The organism is Bradyrhizobium sp. 187 (assembly GCF_023101005.1).
In the GTDB taxonomy this organism is placed as follows: Bacteria; Pseudomonadota; Alphaproteobacteria; order Rhizobiales; family Xanthobacteraceae; genus Bradyrhizobium; species Bradyrhizobium canariense_D.
This window is the reverse complement of record NZ_CP064693.1, coordinates 6,608,242-6,625,922: the sequence shown is the minus strand read 5'-3', so window position 1 is coordinate 6,625,922 and position 17,681 is coordinate 6,608,242. Positions and strand designations below refer to the sequence as shown.

The 17,681-nt window shown below is 64.2% G+C and carries 19 protein-coding genes; 13 read left to right on the top strand and 6 right to left on the bottom strand.

All coding sequences use genetic code 11. The features are described 5' to 3' along the window. Window positions 1-97 precede the first annotated feature (97 nt). The 5 genes from IVB19_RS32020 to napE are packed head-to-tail and all read right to left on the bottom strand — an operon-like array spanning window position 98 to window position 4,270. Window positions 98-751 carry a NapC/NirT family cytochrome c gene (locus IVB19_RS32020; RefSeq protein WP_247820740.1) on the bottom strand — a complete coding sequence of 218 codons (654 nt, stop codon included), beginning with the start codon at window positions 749-751 and terminating at the stop codon, window positions 98-100. After that, window positions 748-1,218, bottom strand: a complete 471-nt coding sequence (locus tag IVB19_RS32015; protein WP_247820739.1) for a nitrate reductase cytochrome c-type subunit — start codon at window positions 1,216-1,218, stop codon at window positions 748-750. The genes IVB19_RS32020 and IVB19_RS32015 overlap by 4 nt, the downstream gene beginning before the upstream one ends. Next, window positions 1,215-3,728, bottom strand: coding sequence for a nitrate reductase catalytic subunit NapA (gene napA / locus IVB19_RS32010; RefSeq protein WP_247820738.1), 2,514 nt, complete (start codon window positions 3,726-3,728; stop codon window positions 1,215-1,217). Before napA ends, IVB19_RS32015 begins: the two co-directional genes overlap by 4 nt. Before the next feature lie 16 nt (window positions 3,729-3,744). After that, complete coding sequence (locus IVB19_RS32005) at window positions 3,745-4,059, bottom strand: chaperone NapD (RefSeq protein WP_085349181.1); 315 nt, start codon at window positions 4,057-4,059, stop codon at window positions 3,745-3,747. A 25-nt stretch (window positions 4,060-4,084) separates the two neighbouring features. Further along, window positions 4,085-4,270, bottom strand: a complete 186-nt coding sequence (napE, locus tag IVB19_RS32000) for a periplasmic nitrate reductase, NapE protein (RefSeq protein ID WP_085349182.1) — start codon at window positions 4,268-4,270, stop codon at window positions 4,085-4,087. Window positions 4,271-4,474: 204 nt separating this feature from the next. Here napE and IVB19_RS31995 point away from each other — a divergent pair, with 204 nt between their 5' ends. The 3 genes from IVB19_RS31995 to IVB19_RS31985 all read left to right on the top strand — a co-directional run bounded on the left by IVB19_RS31995 (window position 4,475) and on the right by IVB19_RS31985 (window position 8,219). Further along, complete coding sequence (locus IVB19_RS31995; protein WP_247821740.1) at window positions 4,475-5,599, top strand: AraC family transcriptional regulator; 1,125 nt, start codon at window positions 4,475-4,477, stop codon at window positions 5,597-5,599. 85 nt (window positions 5,600-5,684) lie between these two features. After that, on the top strand, window positions 5,685-6,914 hold the full coding sequence (locus IVB19_RS31990; RefSeq protein ID WP_247820737.1) for an acyltransferase family protein: 1,230 nt from the start codon (window positions 5,685-5,687) through the stop codon (window positions 6,912-6,914). A gap of 99 nt (window positions 6,915-7,013) precedes the next feature. Then, a complete protein-coding gene (locus tag IVB19_RS31985; RefSeq protein WP_247820736.1) occupies window positions 7,014-8,219 on the top strand; it encodes an LLM class flavin-dependent oxidoreductase in 1,206 nt (401 codons plus the stop codon). A gap of 28 nt (window positions 8,220-8,247) precedes the next feature. Here IVB19_RS31985 and IVB19_RS31980 read toward each other — a convergent pair whose 3' ends face one another. After that, window positions 8,248-8,829: a hypothetical protein gene (locus tag IVB19_RS31980; RefSeq protein WP_247820735.1), complete on the bottom strand. Its 582-nt coding sequence runs from the start codon at window positions 8,827-8,829 to the stop codon at window positions 8,248-8,250. Window positions 8,830-9,150: 321 nt separating this feature from the next. Here IVB19_RS31980 and IVB19_RS31975 point away from each other — a divergent pair, with 321 nt between their 5' ends. From IVB19_RS31975 to IVB19_RS31930, 10 genes are all read left to right on the top strand, one after another. Further along, complete coding sequence (locus IVB19_RS31975; RefSeq protein ID WP_085395137.1) at window positions 9,151-9,510, top strand: DUF2200 domain-containing protein; 360 nt, start codon at window positions 9,151-9,153, stop codon at window positions 9,508-9,510. A gap of 111 nt (window positions 9,511-9,621) precedes the next feature. Further along, complete coding sequence (locus IVB19_RS31970) at window positions 9,622-10,410, top strand: helix-turn-helix transcriptional regulator (protein ID WP_247337666.1); 789 nt, start codon at window positions 9,622-9,624, stop codon at window positions 10,408-10,410. A gap of 78 nt (window positions 10,411-10,488) precedes the next feature. Beyond that, complete coding sequence (locus IVB19_RS31965) at window positions 10,489-11,655, top strand: cytochrome P450 (RefSeq protein WP_247820734.1); 1,167 nt, start codon at window positions 10,489-10,491, stop codon at window positions 11,653-11,655. 349 nt (window positions 11,656-12,004) lie between these two features. Next, on the top strand, window positions 12,005-12,955 hold the full coding sequence (locus IVB19_RS31960) for a sulfonate ABC transporter substrate-binding protein (RefSeq protein WP_247820733.1): 951 nt from the start codon (window positions 12,005-12,007) through the stop codon (window positions 12,953-12,955). Between the two features lie 38 nt (window positions 12,956-12,993). Further along, entirely contained in the window at window positions 12,994-13,947 is a 954-nt protein-coding gene (locus tag IVB19_RS31955; RefSeq protein ID WP_247820732.1) for a sulfonate ABC transporter substrate-binding protein, read from the top strand. After that, the gene (ssuD, locus tag IVB19_RS31950) at window positions 13,944-15,122 is read left to right on the top strand and encodes an FMNH2-dependent alkanesulfonate monooxygenase (protein WP_247820731.1); all 1,179 of its coding nucleotides are present in this window, start codon (window positions 13,944-13,946) and stop codon (window positions 15,120-15,122) included. Before IVB19_RS31955 ends, ssuD begins: the two co-directional genes overlap by 4 nt. Beyond that, complete coding sequence (gene ssuC, locus IVB19_RS31945) at window positions 15,119-15,925, top strand: aliphatic sulfonate ABC transporter permease SsuC (RefSeq protein ID WP_247454006.1); 807 nt, start codon at window positions 15,119-15,121, stop codon at window positions 15,923-15,925. Before ssuD ends, ssuC begins: the two co-directional genes overlap by 4 nt. Before the next feature lie 20 nt (window positions 15,926-15,945). Then, entirely contained in the window at window positions 15,946-16,782 is an 837-nt protein-coding gene (locus IVB19_RS31940; RefSeq protein WP_247820730.1) for an ATP-binding cassette domain-containing protein, read from the top strand. Between the two features lie 32 nt (window positions 16,783-16,814). Continuing rightward, the gene (locus IVB19_RS31935) at window positions 16,815-17,396 is read left to right on the top strand and encodes a flavin reductase family protein (protein WP_247820729.1); all 582 of its coding nucleotides are present in this window, start codon (window positions 16,815-16,817) and stop codon (window positions 17,394-17,396) included. 95 nt (window positions 17,397-17,491) lie between these two features. After that, a complete protein-coding gene (locus tag IVB19_RS31930; protein WP_247821750.1) occupies window positions 17,492-17,650 on the top strand; it encodes a hypothetical protein in 159 nt (52 codons plus the stop codon). The last annotated feature ends 31 nt before the right edge of the window (window positions 17,651-17,681 follow it).

Below are 17,681 nucleotides of genomic sequence, written 5' to 3'. Positions count from 1 at the left end.
GTCTTGAGGAGGGGGCGAAAACGGAGCGATTCGCCAGCCCCAAAACTAACCATTCGCACCGCTGGTTCAAGCGGCGCAAATCCGGTTGCCAGCGTCCCTACTGCCAGCCGGGAACGCCGCGCATGTCGGGCAGATGGTGGGCGATGCCCTTGTGGCAGTCGATGCAGGTCTTTTCCTTGGTGAACAGGAAGCGCTGGTGGGCGACCGAGGCCCGCGGCGACTGCTTGGTGATGTCCATGGAATCGGCGCTGTGGCAGTTGCGACATTCCAGCGAATCGTTGGACTTGAAGCGCGCCCATTCATGCGCCGCCAGTTCGAGCCGGTGATCCTGGAATTTCTCGCGGGTGTCGATCGTGCCGAAGATCTTGCCCCAGACCTCCTTGGAGGCCTGCATCTTGCGGGCGATCTTGTCGGTCCAGTTGTGCGGCACGTGGCAATCCGGACAGGTCGCGCGCACGCCGGAGCGGTTGGCGAAATGGATGGTCGACTTCAGCTCGGCGAAGACGTTGTCCTTCATCTCGTGACAGCCGGTGCAAAATTTTTCGGTGTTGGTCAATTCCAGCGCGGTGTTGAAGCCGCCCCAGAAGATCACACCGGCCATGAAGCCCGCCAGCACCAGCACGCCGAGCCCGAACACCGAGCTCGGACGGATCAGCACCTGCCAGAGCTCGCGCGCAAAGTCCAAGCTTCGCGCGACGAAGCCGCGTCTGGCCTTCAGTCCCTCGCCGGGTTCATCAGCGGTCGTCGTCATCGGCGGCCACCGGGGCTTGCGCGCGACAGCAGCGTGTCGATGTCGGTGAAGTCGTTGCTGACGGGCGGATTGGCGGTGTTCTGCGGCACGTGGCATTCCGTGCAGAAGAAGCGGCGCGGCGAGATCGAAGCCAGAAACTGGCCGTCGCGGTCCATGAAGTGGGTGATCGAGACCATCGGCGCCTGCGATTCCGCGATGCGCGCCCGCGCATGGCAGGACAGGCACTTGTTGCCGTTGAGGTCGATCTGATAGCCGTCGATCGTGTGCGGAATGACAGGCGGCTGTTCCGGATAGTTGCGCACTTCTCTTTCAGAGGTGTTGCGGTTCGGCAGCATCGGCGGGGCCGGGCCTTCGTCGTTGAGCGGCGTCGGGCCGCGCAGGCCTGACGTCACGGTCTGCGCGGTCAGCGAACTCGCGCCGGCCGCGATCGCGATTGCGAGCAGCGCGATTCCAAATCGTTTCATCATGACACGTTCACCCGCTCGATGCGCACGGCGCACTTCTTGTAATCGGTTTGCAGCGAGATCGGATCGGTGGCGTCCAGCGTCACCTTGTTGATCAGCTTGGATTCGTCGAACCACGGCACGAAGACGAGGCCACGCGGCGGCCGGTCGCGGCCGCGCGTTTCGACGCGGACGCGGATGAAGCCGCGGCGAGAGACCACCTTCACCTCGTCGCCGCAGCGGATCTTCGCCTCCTGTGCGTCGTCAGGATGCATGAAGCACACGGCCTCGGGGAAGGCCTTGTAGAGCTCGGGCACCCGGCGCGTCATGGTGCCGGAATGCCAGTGCTCGAGCACGCGGCCGGTCGAGAGCCAGTAGGGATATTCGTTGTCGGGCGATTCCGCCGGCGGCTCGTAAGGAAGTGCGAAGATGCGCGCCTTGCCGTCGGGATAGCCGTAGAACTGCACGTCCGTACCTTGCTTGACGTACGGATCGCTGCCCTCGCGGAAACGCCATTTCGTCTCCTGGCCGTTGACGACGGGCCAGCGCAGGCCGCGCTCGCGGTGATAGGCGTCGAACGGCGCGAGGTCGTGGCCATGGCCGCGGCCGAACGCGGCATATTCCTCGAACAGGCCCTTCTGCACGTAGAATCCGAACGCCTTGGACTCCTCGTTGGCGTAGCCGTCCTCGATCTCAGACGTCGGGAATTTGTCGACCTGGCCGTTCTTGTAGAGCACGTCGAACAGCGTCTTGCCGCGAACCTCGGGCTTCTTGGCGATCAGCTCCTCCGGCCACACCTCCTCGATCTTGAAGCGCTTTGAGAACTCCATGAGCTGCCACAGATCGGACTTCGACTCGCCCGGGGCAGCGACGAGCTGGTGCCAGAACTGCGTGCGGCGCTCGGCATTGCCGTAGGCGCCTTCCTTCTCCACCCACATCGCGGTCGGCAGGATGAGATCGGCGGCGAGTGCCGTCACCGACGGATAGGCGTCCGAGACCACGATGAAATTGTCGGGATTGCGGAAGCCCGGATAGGTCTCCTCGTTGGCGTTGGGACCGGCCTGGAGGTTGTTGTTGACCTGCACCCAATAGGCATTGATCAGGCCGTCCTTCAGCATCCGGCTTTGCAACACGGCGTGCGCGCCGGGCTTGTCGGGAATGGTGCCCTCGGGAAGCTGCCAGATGTGCTCGGCCTTGGTGCGGTGCTCCTTGTTGGTGACGACCATGTCGGCCGGCAGGCGGTGCGAGAACGTGCCGACCTCGCGCGCGGTGCCGCAGGCCGAGGGCTGGCCGGTCAGCGAGAACGGGCTGTTGCCGGGCGAGGAGATCTTCCCGGTCAGAAGATGGATGTTGTAGACGAGGTTGTTGCACCAGACGCCGCGGGTGTGCTGGTTGAAGCCCATGGTCCAGAACGAGACCACCTTGGTCTTGGGATCGGCATAGAGCTCGGCCAGCGCCTCCAGCCGATTGAGCGGCACGCCCGACATCTCGGCCGCCTTCTCCAGCGTGTAGTCCGAGACGAACTTGACGTACTCGTCGTAGCTCATCTCGGTGGAATCGTTGGCCTTCGTCGCGCCCGTCGCCTTCTTCTGCAGCGGATGCTCGGGCCTCAAACCATAACCAATGTCGGTCTGGCCGCGCCTGAAGATGGTATGCGCGGCGACGAAGTCCTTGTTGACCCGGCCGGTCTTGATGATGTGGTTGGCGATGGCGTTGAGGATGTAAAGGTCGGTCTGCGGCTTGAAGATCATGCCGATGTCGGCGAGGTCGAACGAGCGATGCTCGAAGGTCGAGAGCACGGCGACGCGGACATGCGGCGCGGAGAGCCTGCGGTCGGCGAGGCGCGTCCACAGGATCGGATGCATCTCCGCCATGTTGGAGCCCCACAGCACGAAGGCGTCGGTGGCCTCGATGTCGTCATAGCAGCCGGCCGGCTCGTCGATGCCGAAGGTGCGCATCATGCCGGCCACCGCGGAGGCCATGCAGTGCCGTGCATTGGGGTCGATGTTGTTGGTGCGGAAGCCGGCCTTGAACAGCTTCACGGCCGCATAGCCCTCCCAAACCGTCCACTGGCCGGAACCGAACATGGCGACGCCGTTCGGCCCGCGCTTCTTGATCGCCTCCTTCCACTTCACCTCCATGATGTCGAAGGCTTCGGTCCAGGTAACAGGCGTGAACTCGCCGTTCTTGTCGTATTTGCCACCTGTCTTGCGCAGCATCGGCTGCGTCAGGCGGTCGTGGCCGTACATGATCTTGGAGAGGAAGTAGCCCTTGACGCAGTTGAGGCCGCGATTGACCTCGGCCTTGGTGTCGCCATGGGTGGCGACGACGCGGTTGTTCTTGGTCGCGACCATCACGGAGCAGCCAGTGCCGCAGAAGCGGCAGGCGGCCTTGTCCCATTTCAGTTCGGCGACGTCGCGCTCGGCGATGAGGTTCGCGGCGAGCGCCGGTGCCGGCATGCCCGCAGCGGCGGCCGCGATGGCGGCGGCCTCGAGCTTCAGCATCTGGCGGCGGTCGAGCTTTGGCGATGTCATGACGACTCTCCCGGCCTTAAGCCGTTTCGATGGCGTGAAAGACCAGCGCCGCGGAATAGACGTCGGGCAGCGACTGGATGGTGTTGAGCAGGGTGCCGAGGCTGCCGGAATCCGGCGCCTCGGTCACGACGATGAGCTTGCCGCGCGGGTCGCGGCCGTGAATCTCGCAGCCGGCAAGGGCGGTGATCGCGGCTTCCAGCTGGTCCAGGCGCTCGGGGCGCGCCTGCACGATGATGCTGGCGATTTCGCAACCGGGCGGGGCGATGACGCGCTCGGCGCTGAGCACCCGGCCGGTGATCAAGGCACGGCGGTTGAGTGTGGCGTGGGCCATGATGCCTGTCTTTCGCTTTAAGGGATCAATGCAGGGAGGGCGGTGGGCCGGGAGGGCCGGCGAACATCTGGTAGATCCAGACGGCGAGGCCGTAGGAGCCGACCGTTCCGACCGCGAGGACGGGCATCACGACCGCGGTCAGGAACAGGAATGCGAAAATCTCCATGCGCTTGCGGCGCACGCGCCCGGTCGTGTCGTCACGCGCCGACATGCTCGTCTCTCTGAATGGGGGGATTGGGACGGCATCCGGGCCGTTGCCTTGCTGCATTTTTGATGCATTCGGGCCGCTGCCGCGTTGATCTGGATCAATCCGCCAATCTGCGGCTGTCGCTGCGGCCGTTGCCACGACGGCAAGTTTGGGTTGTACCCGTGCGAAGGCGATGCGACAGTTTGGCATCGAACGGGGATCCGGGTTGTGAACGCGACAGGGCTGACGGCGATCGATCTCGGACTTCGCGGCGCGGCCAGCGGCGTGTTCCTGTTGATCGTTCTCGTGGCCTTGCTGCGTCGTGCAACCGGCCAACAGGCTTTGCTGGGCATCGCGATGTGCGCAGGCGGCATGTTCTATGCGATCGCGACGGCGCCCAATCTCCCCAAAACGGCGTGGTGGTGGGTGTTGCCGATCCTGTCCGCGCAGCCTGCCGTCTTCTGGCTGTGGGCGCGCGCGGCGTTCGACGACGATTTCGTGCTGAGGCGTTGGCACGGCGCCCTGTGGCTGAGCATCGTGGTTTTCGGATTTGCGATCACGCTGGCCTTGGCGAACTGGCCCGCTTTGGCCGGCGCAGGCGGCCGAGTCCTGGCTCTGGCCACCCTGGTGCTGGCCCTCGCTGCTGCGGTTCAGACGGTCAAGACCTGGCGAGCCGATCTGGTCGCGCGGCGACGCCGACTGCGGCTGGCGATGCTTGCGATCAATGTCGTGCTCATCGCGACCGTCGCCGTCGCCGGCTTCGCCGCAATTCCCGTCGCGGTTCCTGGCGCGCCGGGCAGTCTCCCGACCGCGCTCGGGCTGTTCGTGGTGGCCATGCTTGCCGGCATCGGCCTGTTCAGCGCGCCGGCGATGGCCGTCAATGACGCCACGGCCGCGATCGCATCCGGCGAGGCGGGGAGGCAAGCCCCGGCCGCCGGCCCAGCCGCGGGTCGGGTCGTCGTCGACCCGATCCTGCTCCGGCGCCTCGACCATCTGATGACAGTGGAGCGAACCTACCGCCAGGAAGGCCTTGCGATCGGAGCGCTCGCGGCGCGGCTCGACGTTCCCGAGCATCGGCTGCGCCAGGCGATCAATGAAGGGCTGGGCTATCGCAACTTCAACGCTTTCCTGAACCGCTACCGTATCGAGGACGCCAGGCTCGCGCTGTCCGACGTGACGCAACGGGAGGTCCCGGTGCTGACCATCGCCATGGATGCGGGCTTCCAGTCGATCGGACCTTTCAATCGCGCGTTCAAGGCCGAAACCGGCATGACCCCGACCGAATTCCGGCGTGAGGCGCTGAGCCGGCCCGACAGCGCTGAACTTAGCCCGCCGCGCCGCGAAATCGGCTAGCCGATTTTTGGATCAGGCAAGAGCGCCGCGCCCCGATTGGGCAGACTGTCCGGCAGATCCTCTCGCCAGCCGAATGAGCCCACCCATGTCACCTTCGACCGCCGCCACCCCTGCATCGGAACGGCTGCACGCTCTCGACGCACTCAGGGGCGGCGCCCTGCTGCTCGGCATCGTCCTGCACGCGGCCATGTCGTTCGCGCCCGCCACGCCCCGGTTCTGGTTCATCCAGGACACCCATCCAAGCCTGCTCCTCGGGCTGCTGACCTTCACCATCCACGTCTTCCGGATGACGACCTTCTTCCTGATGGCGGGTTTCTTCGCGCGCATGAGCTTTCATCGCCGGGGCGTCAGGGGCTTCGTCCGCGACAGGCTCCTGAGAATCGGGCTGCCGCTCGTGATCGGTTGGCCGATCCTGTTCACGCCCATGTACTTCATCGCGATCTGGGCGTCTCATTTCCCGAACGGCGGCTGGTCCCGCAGCTGGCCACCGGTGCTGCCGAATTTCCCCCTGACCCATCTCTGGTTCATCTATGTGCTGCTGGAGCTTTATGTCGTCGTGCTGCTGCTGCGCGGCGCATTTGTCTGGCTAAATGCGTCAGGCAGGTGGCGAGCGGTGATTGACCGCGTCTTCGCCGGGATCATGAAAAGTCCGCTGGCCCCCCTTGTTCTGGCAATCCCGATCGGCGCCGCCTTCTGCCTCGACCAACGCTGGATCAACGTGATGGGCGTGAGGACGCCGGATCAATCGCTCGTCACCAACGCGCAGGCCTGGATTGGCTTCGGCACCGCCTTCGCGATCGGCTGGCTGCTGCATCGGCAGATCGATCTGCTGCGACTGATTGAGCGGCGCTGGCTCCCGCATCTTCTGCTCGCAATCACTCTGATCCTGATCAGTTTCGTGCTGGTTGGGGCGATGACGTCCGCGCCGGGTGCACCGAAACTGCCTTTCGGCTTCGCCACGCTCCGGCTTGTCTCCGTGATCCTGTATGCGCCGGCGATATGGATTTCGACCTTTGCGGTCATCGGCCTCGCGCTCCGGTTCATGTCCGGCTTCAGCCCGACCTGGCGCTATCTCGCCGATGCATCCTACTGGCTCTATCTGATCCACCTGCCGATCGTGATGGCGCTGCAGGTCGCGCTGTCGCAGCTCGACTGGCCCGGTCTGATCAAGTTCGGTGTTCTTCTCGTCGTCGCGCTTCCTCCGATGCTGGCGAGCTATCATCTGCTGGTGCGCTTCACCTTCATCGGCGTGGTCCTGAATGGCCGCCGCGCCGAAAAGCACCTTCTCCCGCAAGGCGGAATTGCGACTGCGTAGACAGCGCCGCCCCGCCCATTAAGATGCCCGCAACAAAAACATAAGCGGCAAGAAAATTTGCAAGAAAACCTGCAAAAAAACCTGGGGAGAGACGGCGTCATGAAGTTCGGCATCTTCTATGAGCTGCAACTGCCACGGCCGTGGGTGGCCGGCGACGAGCTCAGCCTCTATCAGAACGCGCTCTCGCAGATGGAACTCGCAGACAGCCTCGGCTACGACCACGCCTGGGTTGTCGAGCATCACTTCCTCGAAGAATACTCGCATTCGCCCTCGCCGGAATCGTTTCTCGCAGCCGCGAGCCAGCGCACCAAGAACATCCGGCTCGGCCACGGCATCCTCCAGCTCACGACCAACCACCCCGCACGTGTCGCCGAGCGCGTCGCGGTGCTCGATCTGCTCTCCAACGGCCGCTGCGAATTCGGCATGGGCGAGAGCGCCTCCATCACCGAGCTCACGCCGTTCGGCCGTGACATGGAGACCAAGAAAGAGGTGTTCGAGGAGGCCGTCGCCGCGATCTTCCCGATGTTCAAGGACGCAGGAAGCGAGCACCACGGCAAATATTTCGACATCCCGTTGCGCAACGTCGTGCCAAAACCGGTGCAGAAGCCGCATCCGCCATTGTGGATGGCCTGCTCGCAGCTGCCGACCATCGAACGCGCCGGCCGCCATGGCTTTGGCGCGCTCGGCTTCCAGTTCGTCAGCGCAGACGCCGCGCACGCCTGGGTGCACGCCTATTACAACGCCATGACCAAGCGCCTCGCCAAGCTCGCCGACTACGAGATCAACCCGAACATGGCGCTGGTGTCGTTCTTCATGTGCGCAAAGACGGACGAGGAGGCGCGTGCGCGCGCCGACGGCGCCACCTTCTTCCAGTTCGCGCTACGCTTCTACGGCGCGTCGCAGAATCGCCAGCGTCCGGCGCCCTATACCGTCAACATGTGGGACGAGTACAACAAGTGGAAACGCGACAATCCCGAGGCGCAGGAGGCTGCGCTGCGCGGCGGACTGATCGGCTCGCCCGAGACGATCCGCAGGAAGCTGAAGCGCTTCCAGGGCTCGCATATCGACCAGGTCATCCTGCTGAACCAGGCGGGCAAGAACAGCCACGAGCACATCTGCGAATCGCTGGAGCTGTTCGGCCGCGAGGTGATGCCGGAATTCCAGAACGATCCCGCGCAGGCGGCCTGGAAGCAGGGCGTCATGAGCGGCGAGATCAAGCTCGAGGAGATCGACACGCAGGCGTTCACCGACCGCTATGGCAAGCTCGCGATCAACGTTCCGCCGGCGAAGGCGGCGGCGGGGTAGGGTCTTTCGCCGCTGCGGCCGGCTGAGTTTATTTGGATTCGGTTTTTGTCTGGATGTTCTGAACGGCTCCGCCCACGGGAGTCCACTGCACGCGGCCATCCAAAGCGGAGAGGTTTAGACCCCCGCCGGTCCCGAAGAGAACCATGTGACCCGAGCTGACGGAGTCCACAGCGAGCGTCGCGCGGGGGAGTTTTGCAGCATTGTACATCGTCAAGGACGCATCCTGATGATCGTTCAGGGACAGCACTGCCCGCTGACCCTGCTCCGTATCGAGGAGCGACACCGAAGGTACGCCATCCTGGCGAAGCCCGATGCTGAGACGCACCTTCTCGCGGCTATCCAAGAGCGAGATGTGCGGCGTTCCGTCGGAAGTGGATGAGATCAAGGCGACGATTTTGCCGGTGCCATTTCGCAAGGCAATTGTTTCCACAGACAGGGTCTTGGCCTTGACTGTATCGGCATTAGCGGTCGCATGCCATTGCGATGAAATGATCGCCGCAGCCGCCAGGATCGTAGCCCCCAAAACGCTCCAACTCATAGCCTTCAGCGACCGGTCCTGCCGCCGGATATGCGATGCGAGATTTTCAAGCGTGGGTTCGACCTTGAACATAGCTGCGCCTTTGCCTTGGAGTAAGCTTCACATCCGAGCATACCCTGCTGGGTGCGAATTCTGCTAACCTAGCAGGGGATGCCGGCAAAACACTGTCGAGACAGTCACCTCAGCGGCCGCCCGGAAGGTGATTGCGCTGGCACGATGCAGAGTGCCGCAACTGCCTTGAACGCTCAGTGACCGATATCACGGGCGCTTTGATGGAGCGCATTTGCCGCCGTATATTGCTTCGCGGGGCTTCTCAGTCAGAACCTCTACAGGCAACTCCATCGATGATATCGTATCGGCCTTCGGCCGCAGCGAGTGATCCATGGAGTGGTCATGGCGAAACACAGGATCTATACCACCAGCTTCGCAAGCGTTTACCCGTTTTACGTTGCGAAGGCGGAGAAGAAAGGGCGCACCAAAACGGAGGTTGATCAGGTCATCTCCTGGCTGACAGGCTATGGTCAGAACGAACTGGAAGCTCAACTGGAGCAGGGGACGGACTTTGAAACCTTCTTTGCGAAGGCCCCCAAGATCAATCCTTCGCGAACCCTGATCACAGGCGTGGTTTGCGGCGTCCGGGTCGAGGACGTCAAAGAACCCACGATGCGAGAGATCCGCTACCTGGACAAGCTGATCGATGAGCTGGCGAAGGGAAAAGCAATGGACAGGATTCTGCGCAAAAGTGCTTCCTGAGCCCCTTCGTCCGCCGGCTCGGCGACGTGGCAGGAGGTATCGGGCGACACCCGCCTTCCGCTGCGCGGCCATTGCTGATAAATTTCGTCAAAAGGCGATGGGGAGAAAACGATGCGCCCTCACGGGACGCCCGCAAAGCCGGCGGCTGGCGATGTCACACCCGCGGTGCTTGCCATCGGTCGTCCGGATTTTCCTGATGTCCTGATCGATACACTGCGTCGGCAGGCCGGGGTCGGGCATTGCATGGTGTTCGCGCTGAGCCGCGCGGGCGCCGCACACTGCCTGCTCGATGCCGGCAACATCCCGATCGGCGGCGATCTCGGCGCTGCCTATGCCGGCCAGTTCCACCAATCCGATCCCAACCGCGATGCGCTGTTCGAAGGTGAGGGCCGCGCCACGCTCGTGCTGCCCGCCTTCGCGCCGCGCATGTACGGCGCCCGCTACCGAAAAATGTTCTTTGTGGATTCCGGCATCGTCGACAAATGCGCGACCGCGATCTGGGTCGACGACACCTGCTTCTACGTCAATTTCTATCGCATCGCTGTCCAGGGCCGCTTCAGCGCCCCCCAGCGTGCGCGGCTTCAGGCCATCGCACCGGCCATCAGTGCGAGCGTGGCACGCCATTTCCAGCACGGCTCGGCTGCGACGACCGAGCAGTCTCTCGCCGCGCTCTTCGCGACGCGCGCGCCGCTCGCCAGCCTCACCCCGCGCGAGCAGGACGTTTGCCGGCGCATCCTCTCCGGCTTCAGCTCCGAGGCGATCTCGCAGACGCTCGGCATCAGCCTGCATTCGACGCTAACCTATCGCAAGCGCGCCTATGAGCGGCTCGGCATCTCGTCACAAAGCGAGCTGTTTGCGATCGTGCTGCGCCTGCTCGCCGGCCCGCGCAGCCTGAACTGAAGCTGTCCCAATCGCTGGGGACAGACGGCGCCTCGTGAAGCCGCTAGCCTTGGCGGCTAACCAGCAATGGAGCGAAGCTTGAGCACCGCGCCGCGCATCGACATCGACCCGGCCGCATTCTGGGCCGATCCCTATCCGATGCTCGCCAAGATGCGCAAGGAGGCGCCGATCGCCTTCGTGCCGCAGCTGGGCTCGACGCTGCTGACCAGCCGCGACGACATCTCGATCTCCGAGAAGCAGATCGACGTGTTCTCCTCGCACCAGCCCGCGGGCCTGATGAACCGGCTGATGGGCCACAACATGATGCGCAAGGACGGCGAGGCGCACCAGGTCGAGCGCCGCGCGATGTTTCCAACGGTGTCGCCGAAGACGGTCAAGGCGCACTGGACCGCGCTGTTCCAGGCCCATGCCGATCGCATCATCGACGCGATCGCGCCCGGGCGGATCGATTTCATGCGCGACTTCGCGTTGCCGTTCTCAGGCGAATGCCTGAAGTCGATCACCGGCCTCACCAATATCGGCTTTGCCGACATGGACGCCTGGTCACAGGGCATGATCGAGGGCATCGCCAATTACAGCGGCGGCGCGGCCGTCGAGGCGCGTTGCCATGCGGCGACGTCGGGCATCGATGCCGCGATCGACGACATCCTGCCGGTGATGCGCAAGCATCCCGACCAGAGTATCCTCGGCGTGCTCCTCGCGTCCGGCATGGCGATGGAGAGCGTGCGCGCCAACGTCAAGCTCGCGATCTCCGGCGGCCAGAACGAGCCGCGCAAGGCGATCGCCGGCACGGTGTGGGCGCTGCTGAGCCATCCCGACCAGCTCGATCTCGTGCGCAAGGGCGAGGTGACGTGGCTCCAGGCCTTCGAGGAATATGCCCGCTGGATCTCGCCGATCGGCATGTCGCCGCGGCGCATCGCAAAGCCGTGGTCGATCCGCGACGTCGCCTTCGAAACCGATGAACGCGTATTCCTCATGTTCGGCTCCGCCAACCGCGACGAGAAGCACTTTGAACGCGCCGACCAGTTCGACGTGCGGCGTGATACGGCCAAGAGCGTCGCGTTCGGCGCCGGTCCGCATTTCTGTGCCGGCGCCTGGGCCTCCCGCGCCATGATTGCCGACGTCGCACTGCCGACCTTGTTCGCCCGTGCCGGCCGGCTCGAGATCGCCGACGACGAGCCGGTACGGATCGGCGGATGGGCCTTTCGCGGGCTGCAGAATCTACCGGTGAGATGGCTGCATTAGGCCGGCAGGGACCGGTCCATCCGCAACGCCGCCACGATGCCATCCTGCTCCTGTTTTGCCCGACGAGTCAAGGTCAATTTCGGATAAGCGTAAGTCATTGTTTTCGCGCGCCCCGGCGGGTTGTTTTCGCGATTTTTAATTTCTTGGCTCGGTTGCGTGCGTTTTTCACATTCGCGTGCGGAAAAATATCCCCTGCGTTCGCTCCGTGGATCGAAAGATTAATCATGCGCTCCGCCACGTGCGCAGTGCATGCATCGCTATTTTTCCGCGCGTCTCGACACCTCCGATAAGCCGCCCCATCATTCCCGAGCACGAATGAAGGACGGCCGCACGCGGCCGGGAGTGTCGGATGCAACGTCGGGACTTTCTCAAACTATCCGTTGGAACTGCGGCAGCGGCGGCATTGGGTTCAAGCGCCAAAGCACAAGGCGCGGTGAAGGAAATTCGTGTCGGCTACCAGAAGACCGGCGTGCTGGTTATCACGCGTCAGCAGGCCGCCCTGGAAAAGCATTTCGCGCCCCTGGGCATCGACGTGAAATGGGTCGAGTTCTCGTCGGGGCCTCCGATGATGGAGGCAATGAATGTCGGTAGCATCGATTTCGGCGCGGTCGGCGACTCCCCGCCGGTGTTCGCCCAGGCCGCGGGCGCGGCGATCGTCTATGCCGCCGGCCAGCCCATCACCAACGGGCAGGGCATCCTGGTGCCGAAGGATTCGCCGATCCGCGGCATCGCCGACTTGAAAGGCAAGCGCGTCGGCTTCACCAAGGGCTCCAGCGCCCACAACATCGTGGTGCAGACGCTCGAGAAAGCCGGCCTGACCTATGCCGATATCACGCCGGTCTATCTGACGCCGCCGGATGCCGGGCCTGCCTTTGCCAATGGCAGCATCGAGGCCTGGGCGATCTGGGATCCGTATTTTGCGATCGGTGAAACCAAGCAGGGCGGCCGCATCCTGATCAATGCGCGCGAAGTCACCAAGACCAATTCCTTCTTCATCGCCAACCGCGATTTCGCTAGGAATCACGGCGCCATCCTGCAGCAGATCATCGATGTGACGACCGCGGCTGGTCAATGGGCCGAACAGCACCGCGACGAGGTCGCCAAATCGCTCGCCGCGGTCACCGGCGTTCCACTGGACATCCAGACCGTCGCCGCCAATCGCGCGAATTTCGTGGTCGGCCCGGTCACCGACGACATCGTCACCACCCAGCAGGGCGTCGCCGACCGCTTTCACAAGCTCGGCCTGATCCCGAAGCCGATCGTGATCCGCGACATCGTCTGGCGCAACCCGGCAGCCTGATCGTGCCAACCAATCTTCCCATCCCAAAGGGTTTGAACATGAGGCGTATCATCCAGCGTCTGATCGCAGCCATCGTGCTGTCGATCGGCATCGTCGCCGCCGCGGTCGGCACCTCCTACGGTCAGGACAAGGTGGTCCGTATCGGCTACCAGAAATACGGCAAGCTGGTTCTGCTCAAGAGCAAGGGCACGCTGGAGCCGAAGCTCGCCGCCGACGGCTACAAGGTGGTGTGGACCGAATTCCCCTCCGGCCCGCCGCTGCTCGAAGCGCTCAATGTCGGCGCGATCGATTTCGGCAACACCGGCGAAGCGCCGCCGATCTTCGCGCAGGCCGCCGGCGCGCCGATCCAGTATGTCGCCTACGAGCCGCCGGCGCCGAAAGGCGAGGCGATCCTGGTGCCGAAGGACAGCCCGCTGAAATCCATCGCCGATCTCAAGGGCAAGAAGGTCGCGCTCAACAAGGGCTCCAATGTCCACTACCTCCTGGTCAAGGCACTGGAGAAGGCCGGCGTTAAATATTCCGAGATCGAGCCGGTGTTTCTCGCGCCTGCCGACGCGCGCGCCGCCTTCGAGCGCGGCGCGGTCGATGCCTGGGTGATCTGGGATCCGTTCCAGGCCGCCGCGGAAGCCGCCACCGGCGCCCGCACGCTCGCCGACGGCACCGACATCGTCGCCAACTACCAGTTCTATTTTTCCTCGAAGAAATTCCTCGGGGCCCATCCTGAAATCGTCGACGCCGTGCTGGCCGAGCTCAGCGCGGTCGACGATTGGGCCAAGGGCGATATCCACGCGGTTGCCGAGCAGCTGGCGCCGTCGATCGGCCTGTCAGTCCCGGTGGTCGAGGTCGCGCTGAAGCGGCAATCCTACGGCATCAAGCCGCTGACCGATGCCGTCATCGCCGATCAGCAGCAGGTTGCGGACGCGTTCTTCGCGCTCAACCTGATCCCCAAATCCATCAAGATTTCCGACGTGGCGCGGAGGCCAGGTTCATGAGCGAGAACGTGAGCAAGCAAGCGAACGCCAACATCCTCTGGTTCCTGCCGACCCACGGCGACGGCCGCTATCTCGGCACCGGCATCGGCGGCCGCGAGGTCAATTTCAACTATCTACGCCAGATCGCGCAGGCCGCCGACCAGCTCGGCTATTTCGGCGTGCTGCTGCCGACCGGGCGGTCTTGCGAGGATTCCTGGATCGTCGCCTCCTCGGTCGCGCCGTTCACCGAGCGGCTGCGCTATCTCGTGGCGGTCAGGCCCGGCCTGCAATCACCGAGCGTGGCCGCGCGCATGACCGCGACGCTGGACCGCATCACCAATGGCCGGCTTCTGGTCAACGTCGTCACCGGCGGCGATCCCGTCGAGAACAAGGGCGACGGCATCTTCCTCGCCCATGACGAGCGCTACGAGGTCACCCGCGAGTTCCTCAACGTCTATGGCGAGCTGCTCGCCGGCAAGACCGTCAATGTCGAGGGCAAGCACATCCATGTCGAAGGCGGCAAACTGCTGTTTCCGCCGGTTCAGTCGCCGCGTCCGCCGCTCTATTTCGGCGGTTCGTCGGATGCCGGTATCGACGTCGCTGTCGACACTGTCGACAAATATCTCACCTGGGGCGAGCCGCCGGCCTTGGTCGCCGAGAAGATCGCGAGGGTGAGGGAGGTCGCAGCAGCTCGCGGTCGAAAACTATCCTTCGGCATCCGGCTCCACGTGATTGTCCGCGAGACCAATGACGCGGCCTGGCGTGCGGCGAATGAGCTGATCAAGCACGTCAGCGACGAAACCATTGCGACCGCGCAGAAGAACTTTGCGCGGATGGATTCGGTTGGCCAGCAGCGCATGGCGCAGCTTCACGGCGGCAAGCGCGACAAGCTCGAGATCGCGCCGAACCTGTGGGCCGGTGTCGGCCTCGTGCGCGGCGGCGCTGGCACGGCGCTGGTCGGCGACGCCCAGACGGTCGCGGCCCGCATTAGGGAGTATCAGGACATCGGCATCGATACCTTCATCATGTCGGGCTACCCGCATCTGGAAGAAGCCTATCGTTTCGCCGAGCTGGTGTTTCCGCTGCTCTCGCTGGAGCAGCCCAGCAACGTGACCAGGCTGCACTTCAACGGTGGTCCTTTTGGTGAAACGGTCGGCAGCGACTTCCGTCCGCAACAGAAGGTGTCGCAGTCATGAGTCTGATCGACAGCGTTTCACTTCCCCGCAGTTTGCGCCTGCCGCGCGTCGACGGCCTGATCCAGTGGATCGTGCCGCTCGCCATCATTGCGATCTGGCAGGTCGCCAGCGTCACCGGCTTCGTGCCGACGCGGGTGTTGCCGGCGCCGAGCGACGTCTTGCTTGCCGGCTGGAAGCTGCTGCTTTCCGGCGAGCTCGTTCGCAACATCTGGGTCTCGTTCTGGCGCGCCTCGATCGGCTTCCTGATCGGCGGCAGCATCGGCTTCGCCTTCGGTCTTGCCAACGGCCTGTCGCAGCTCTCGGCCAAGCTCACCGATACGACGCTGCAGATGGTGCGCAACGTGCCGCATCTGGCGCTGATCCCGCTGGTCATCTTGTGGTTTGGCATCGACGAGAGCGCGAAGCTGTTCCTGGTGGCGCTCGGCGTTTTCTTCCCGATCTACCTCAATACGCTGCACGGCATCCGCACCGTCGATCCCCAGCTGATCGAGATGGGCCGGATCTACGGCATGACCGACGGCGAGCTGTTTCGCCGGGTGATCTTCCCGGGCGCGCTGCCCTCGATCTTCGTCGGCATCCGCTTCGCGCTCGGCATCATGTGGCTGACCCTGATCGTCGCCGAGACCATCGCGGCGTCTTCGGGCCTTGGCTACATGGCGATGCAGGCGCGCGAGTTCATGCTGATCGACGTCGTCGTGCTCTCGATCCTGATCTACGCCCTACTCGGCAAGCTCGCCGACAGCGCCTCCCGCGTGCTGGAGCGCCTCACGCTCTCCTGGCACCCCGCCTATTTGAAACGTTGAGAAAAAATACTGGGAATCACATGCAGACAGCCCTTCGTACCTCCCTTCCCGAAACCGAGCTCGCCAGCCGCGCCAATTTCGCGCCTCACGCCCGCGTCGTGCGCGAGGAGCGCCCGGTGCAGACCTCTGGCTTGCCGCTCAGCATCCGCGGCCTGCGCAAATCCTACGGCGACAACGAGGTGCTGCGCGGCATCGACCTGCACATCCCCGCCGGCCAGTTCGTCGCCATCGTGGGCAAGAGCGGCTGCGGCAAGAGCACGCTGCTTCGCCTCATCGCCGGCCTGGAGAAGTTCGACGCCGGCAGCATCTCGCTCGGCGACGCGGTGAAGCCCGAGGATATCCGCGTAATGTTCCAGGAGCCTCGGCTGTTGCCCTGGGCCCGCGTTCTGTCCAATGTCGAGGTCGGCCTCGGCCGCGATCGTTCATCCAGTGATGCGCATACACGCGCCGATAAGGCGTCGACCGAAGTCGGATTGACCGACAAGCGCGACCAGTGGCCCTCGGTCTTGTCGGGCGGCCAGAAGCAGCGCGTAGCCCTTGCCCGCGCGCTGGTCTCGCGCCCCCGCGTGCTCGCCTTCGACGAGCCGCTTGGCGCGCTGGACGCGTTGACCCGCATCTCGATGCAGCGGTTGCTGGAGCGCGTTTGGCGCGACCAGGGCTTTACCGCGATCCTGGTGACCCACGATGTAGCAGAGGCGGTCGCGCTGGCCGACCGGGTGCTGGTGATCGAGGAAGGCCGGATCGCCCACGACGTCGTGGTTAACACGGCCCGGCCCCGCCAACGCGGCTCGGCCGAGCTCGCGGGTCTCGAAGGCTCGATCCTGAGCCACCTTTTGTCGGCGGACGATCGTACCTAAATAGAGAGGGACCCCCACTTGGGGACGATGCCATGAATGTAGTGCCCCGCGATCTCATGACCCAAAGTGCCGTCTCGTCCGCCGACTTCCGCGGCGCCATGCGCCATCTCACCGGCGGCGTCAGCGTCATCACCGCCGGACGGGGCAAGGACATCACCGGCATGACGGTCACCTCGGTCAGCTCGTTCTCGGTCGATCCGCCGACGCTGATCGTCAGCATCAACCGCGACGCCTCCTCCTTCCCGCTGATCCGGCGCCATGGCGCCTTCGGCGTGAACATCCTCGCGGCCGATCAGCTCGACATCGCCGAGCGCTTTGCCGGCAAGGGCGGGCTCAAGGGTGCCGATCGTTTCGCGGGCGCCAGATGGGTGACGGCGGTCTCCGGTGTTCCGCTGCTGGTCGGCGCATTGTCCGCCGTCGATTGCGAAGTCGAGGAGATCCTCGAACGCCATTCGCACGGGATCGTCATCGGGCGGGTGCGAGACGTCAGGAATTCGACCCGCAACGCTGCGCTGGCCTATTGGCACGGCCAGTACGTGGCGGTGGATCAGGACGAAGACGCACTCAGGCTTGCGGACGTCAGCGTTCCCACCCAGGTCCGGCGCGGCATTTGATCGCCGCCGACCACCGGCCGTGCAGGCTGGCGTTTTCCCCGTCATCGCTCTAGAAGCGCTGCCTGAGCCTCCCGCCGGGACAGCAATGGAGCGCAATGTTGAAACGCCTCGCGACCTGGGCCTTCTACGCAGTCGGCGCGCTCGCGATCGCCTACCTCGCGCTCTACGCCTATGCGATGTTCAGCGGCCATCCGATCGTGCCGGGCGACCCCATCCAGATCTTCCGCAGGCCAGATGCGCCGAGCTATTCGTGACGGCTCTCTCAATTCGTCATGGCCGGGACAA

Coding starts and splice junctions, on each gene's coding strand:
- napE (WP_085349182.1), bottom strand. CDS start 4,270: ATGTCGGCGCGTGACGACACGACCGGGCGCGTGCGCCGCAAGCGCATG.
- IVB19_RS31955 (WP_247820732.1), top strand. CDS start 12,994: ATGAGGCGTATCATCCAGCGTCTGATCGCAGCCATCGTGCTGTCGATC.
- IVB19_RS31970 (WP_247337666.1), top strand. CDS start 9,622: ATGCGCCCTCACGGGACGCCCGCAAAGCCGGCGGCTGGCGATGTCACA.
- IVB19_RS31935 (WP_247820729.1), top strand. CDS start 16,815: ATGAATGTAGTGCCCCGCGATCTCATGACCCAAAGTGCCGTCTCGTCC.
- IVB19_RS31985 (WP_247820736.1), top strand. CDS start 7,014: ATGAAGTTCGGCATCTTCTATGAGCTGCAACTGCCACGGCCGTGGGTG.
- IVB19_RS31975 (WP_085395137.1), top strand. CDS start 9,151: ATGGCGAAACACAGGATCTATACCACCAGCTTCGCAAGCGTTTACCCG.
- IVB19_RS31980 (WP_247820735.1), bottom strand. CDS start 8,829: ATGTTCAAGGTCGAACCCACGCTTGAAAATCTCGCATCGCATATCCGG.
- IVB19_RS31990 (WP_247820737.1), top strand. CDS start 5,685: ATGTCACCTTCGACCGCCGCCACCCCTGCATCGGAACGGCTGCACGCT.
- ssuD (WP_247820731.1), top strand. CDS start 13,944: ATGAGCGAGAACGTGAGCAAGCAAGCGAACGCCAACATCCTCTGGTTC.
- IVB19_RS32005 (WP_085349181.1), bottom strand. CDS start 4,059: ATGGCCCACGCCACACTCAACCGCCGTGCCTTGATCACCGGCCGGGTG.
- ssuC (WP_247454006.1), top strand. CDS start 15,119: ATGAGTCTGATCGACAGCGTTTCACTTCCCCGCAGTTTGCGCCTGCCG.
- napA (WP_247820738.1), bottom strand. CDS start 3,728: ATGACATCGCCAAAGCTCGACCGCCGCCAGATGCTGAAGCTCGAGGCC.
- IVB19_RS32015 (WP_247820739.1), bottom strand. CDS start 1,218: ATGATGAAACGATTTGGAATCGCGCTGCTCGCAATCGCGATCGCGGCC.
- IVB19_RS31960 (WP_247820733.1), top strand. CDS start 12,005: ATGCAACGTCGGGACTTTCTCAAACTATCCGTTGGAACTGCGGCAGCG.
- IVB19_RS32020 (WP_247820740.1), bottom strand. CDS start 751: ATGACGACGACCGCTGATGAACCCGGCGAGGGACTGAAGGCCAGACGC.
- IVB19_RS31940 (WP_247820730.1), top strand. CDS start 15,946: ATGCAGACAGCCCTTCGTACCTCCCTTCCCGAAACCGAGCTCGCCAGC.
- IVB19_RS31930 (WP_247821750.1), top strand. CDS start 17,492: ATGTTGAAACGCCTCGCGACCTGGGCCTTCTACGCAGTCGGCGCGCTC.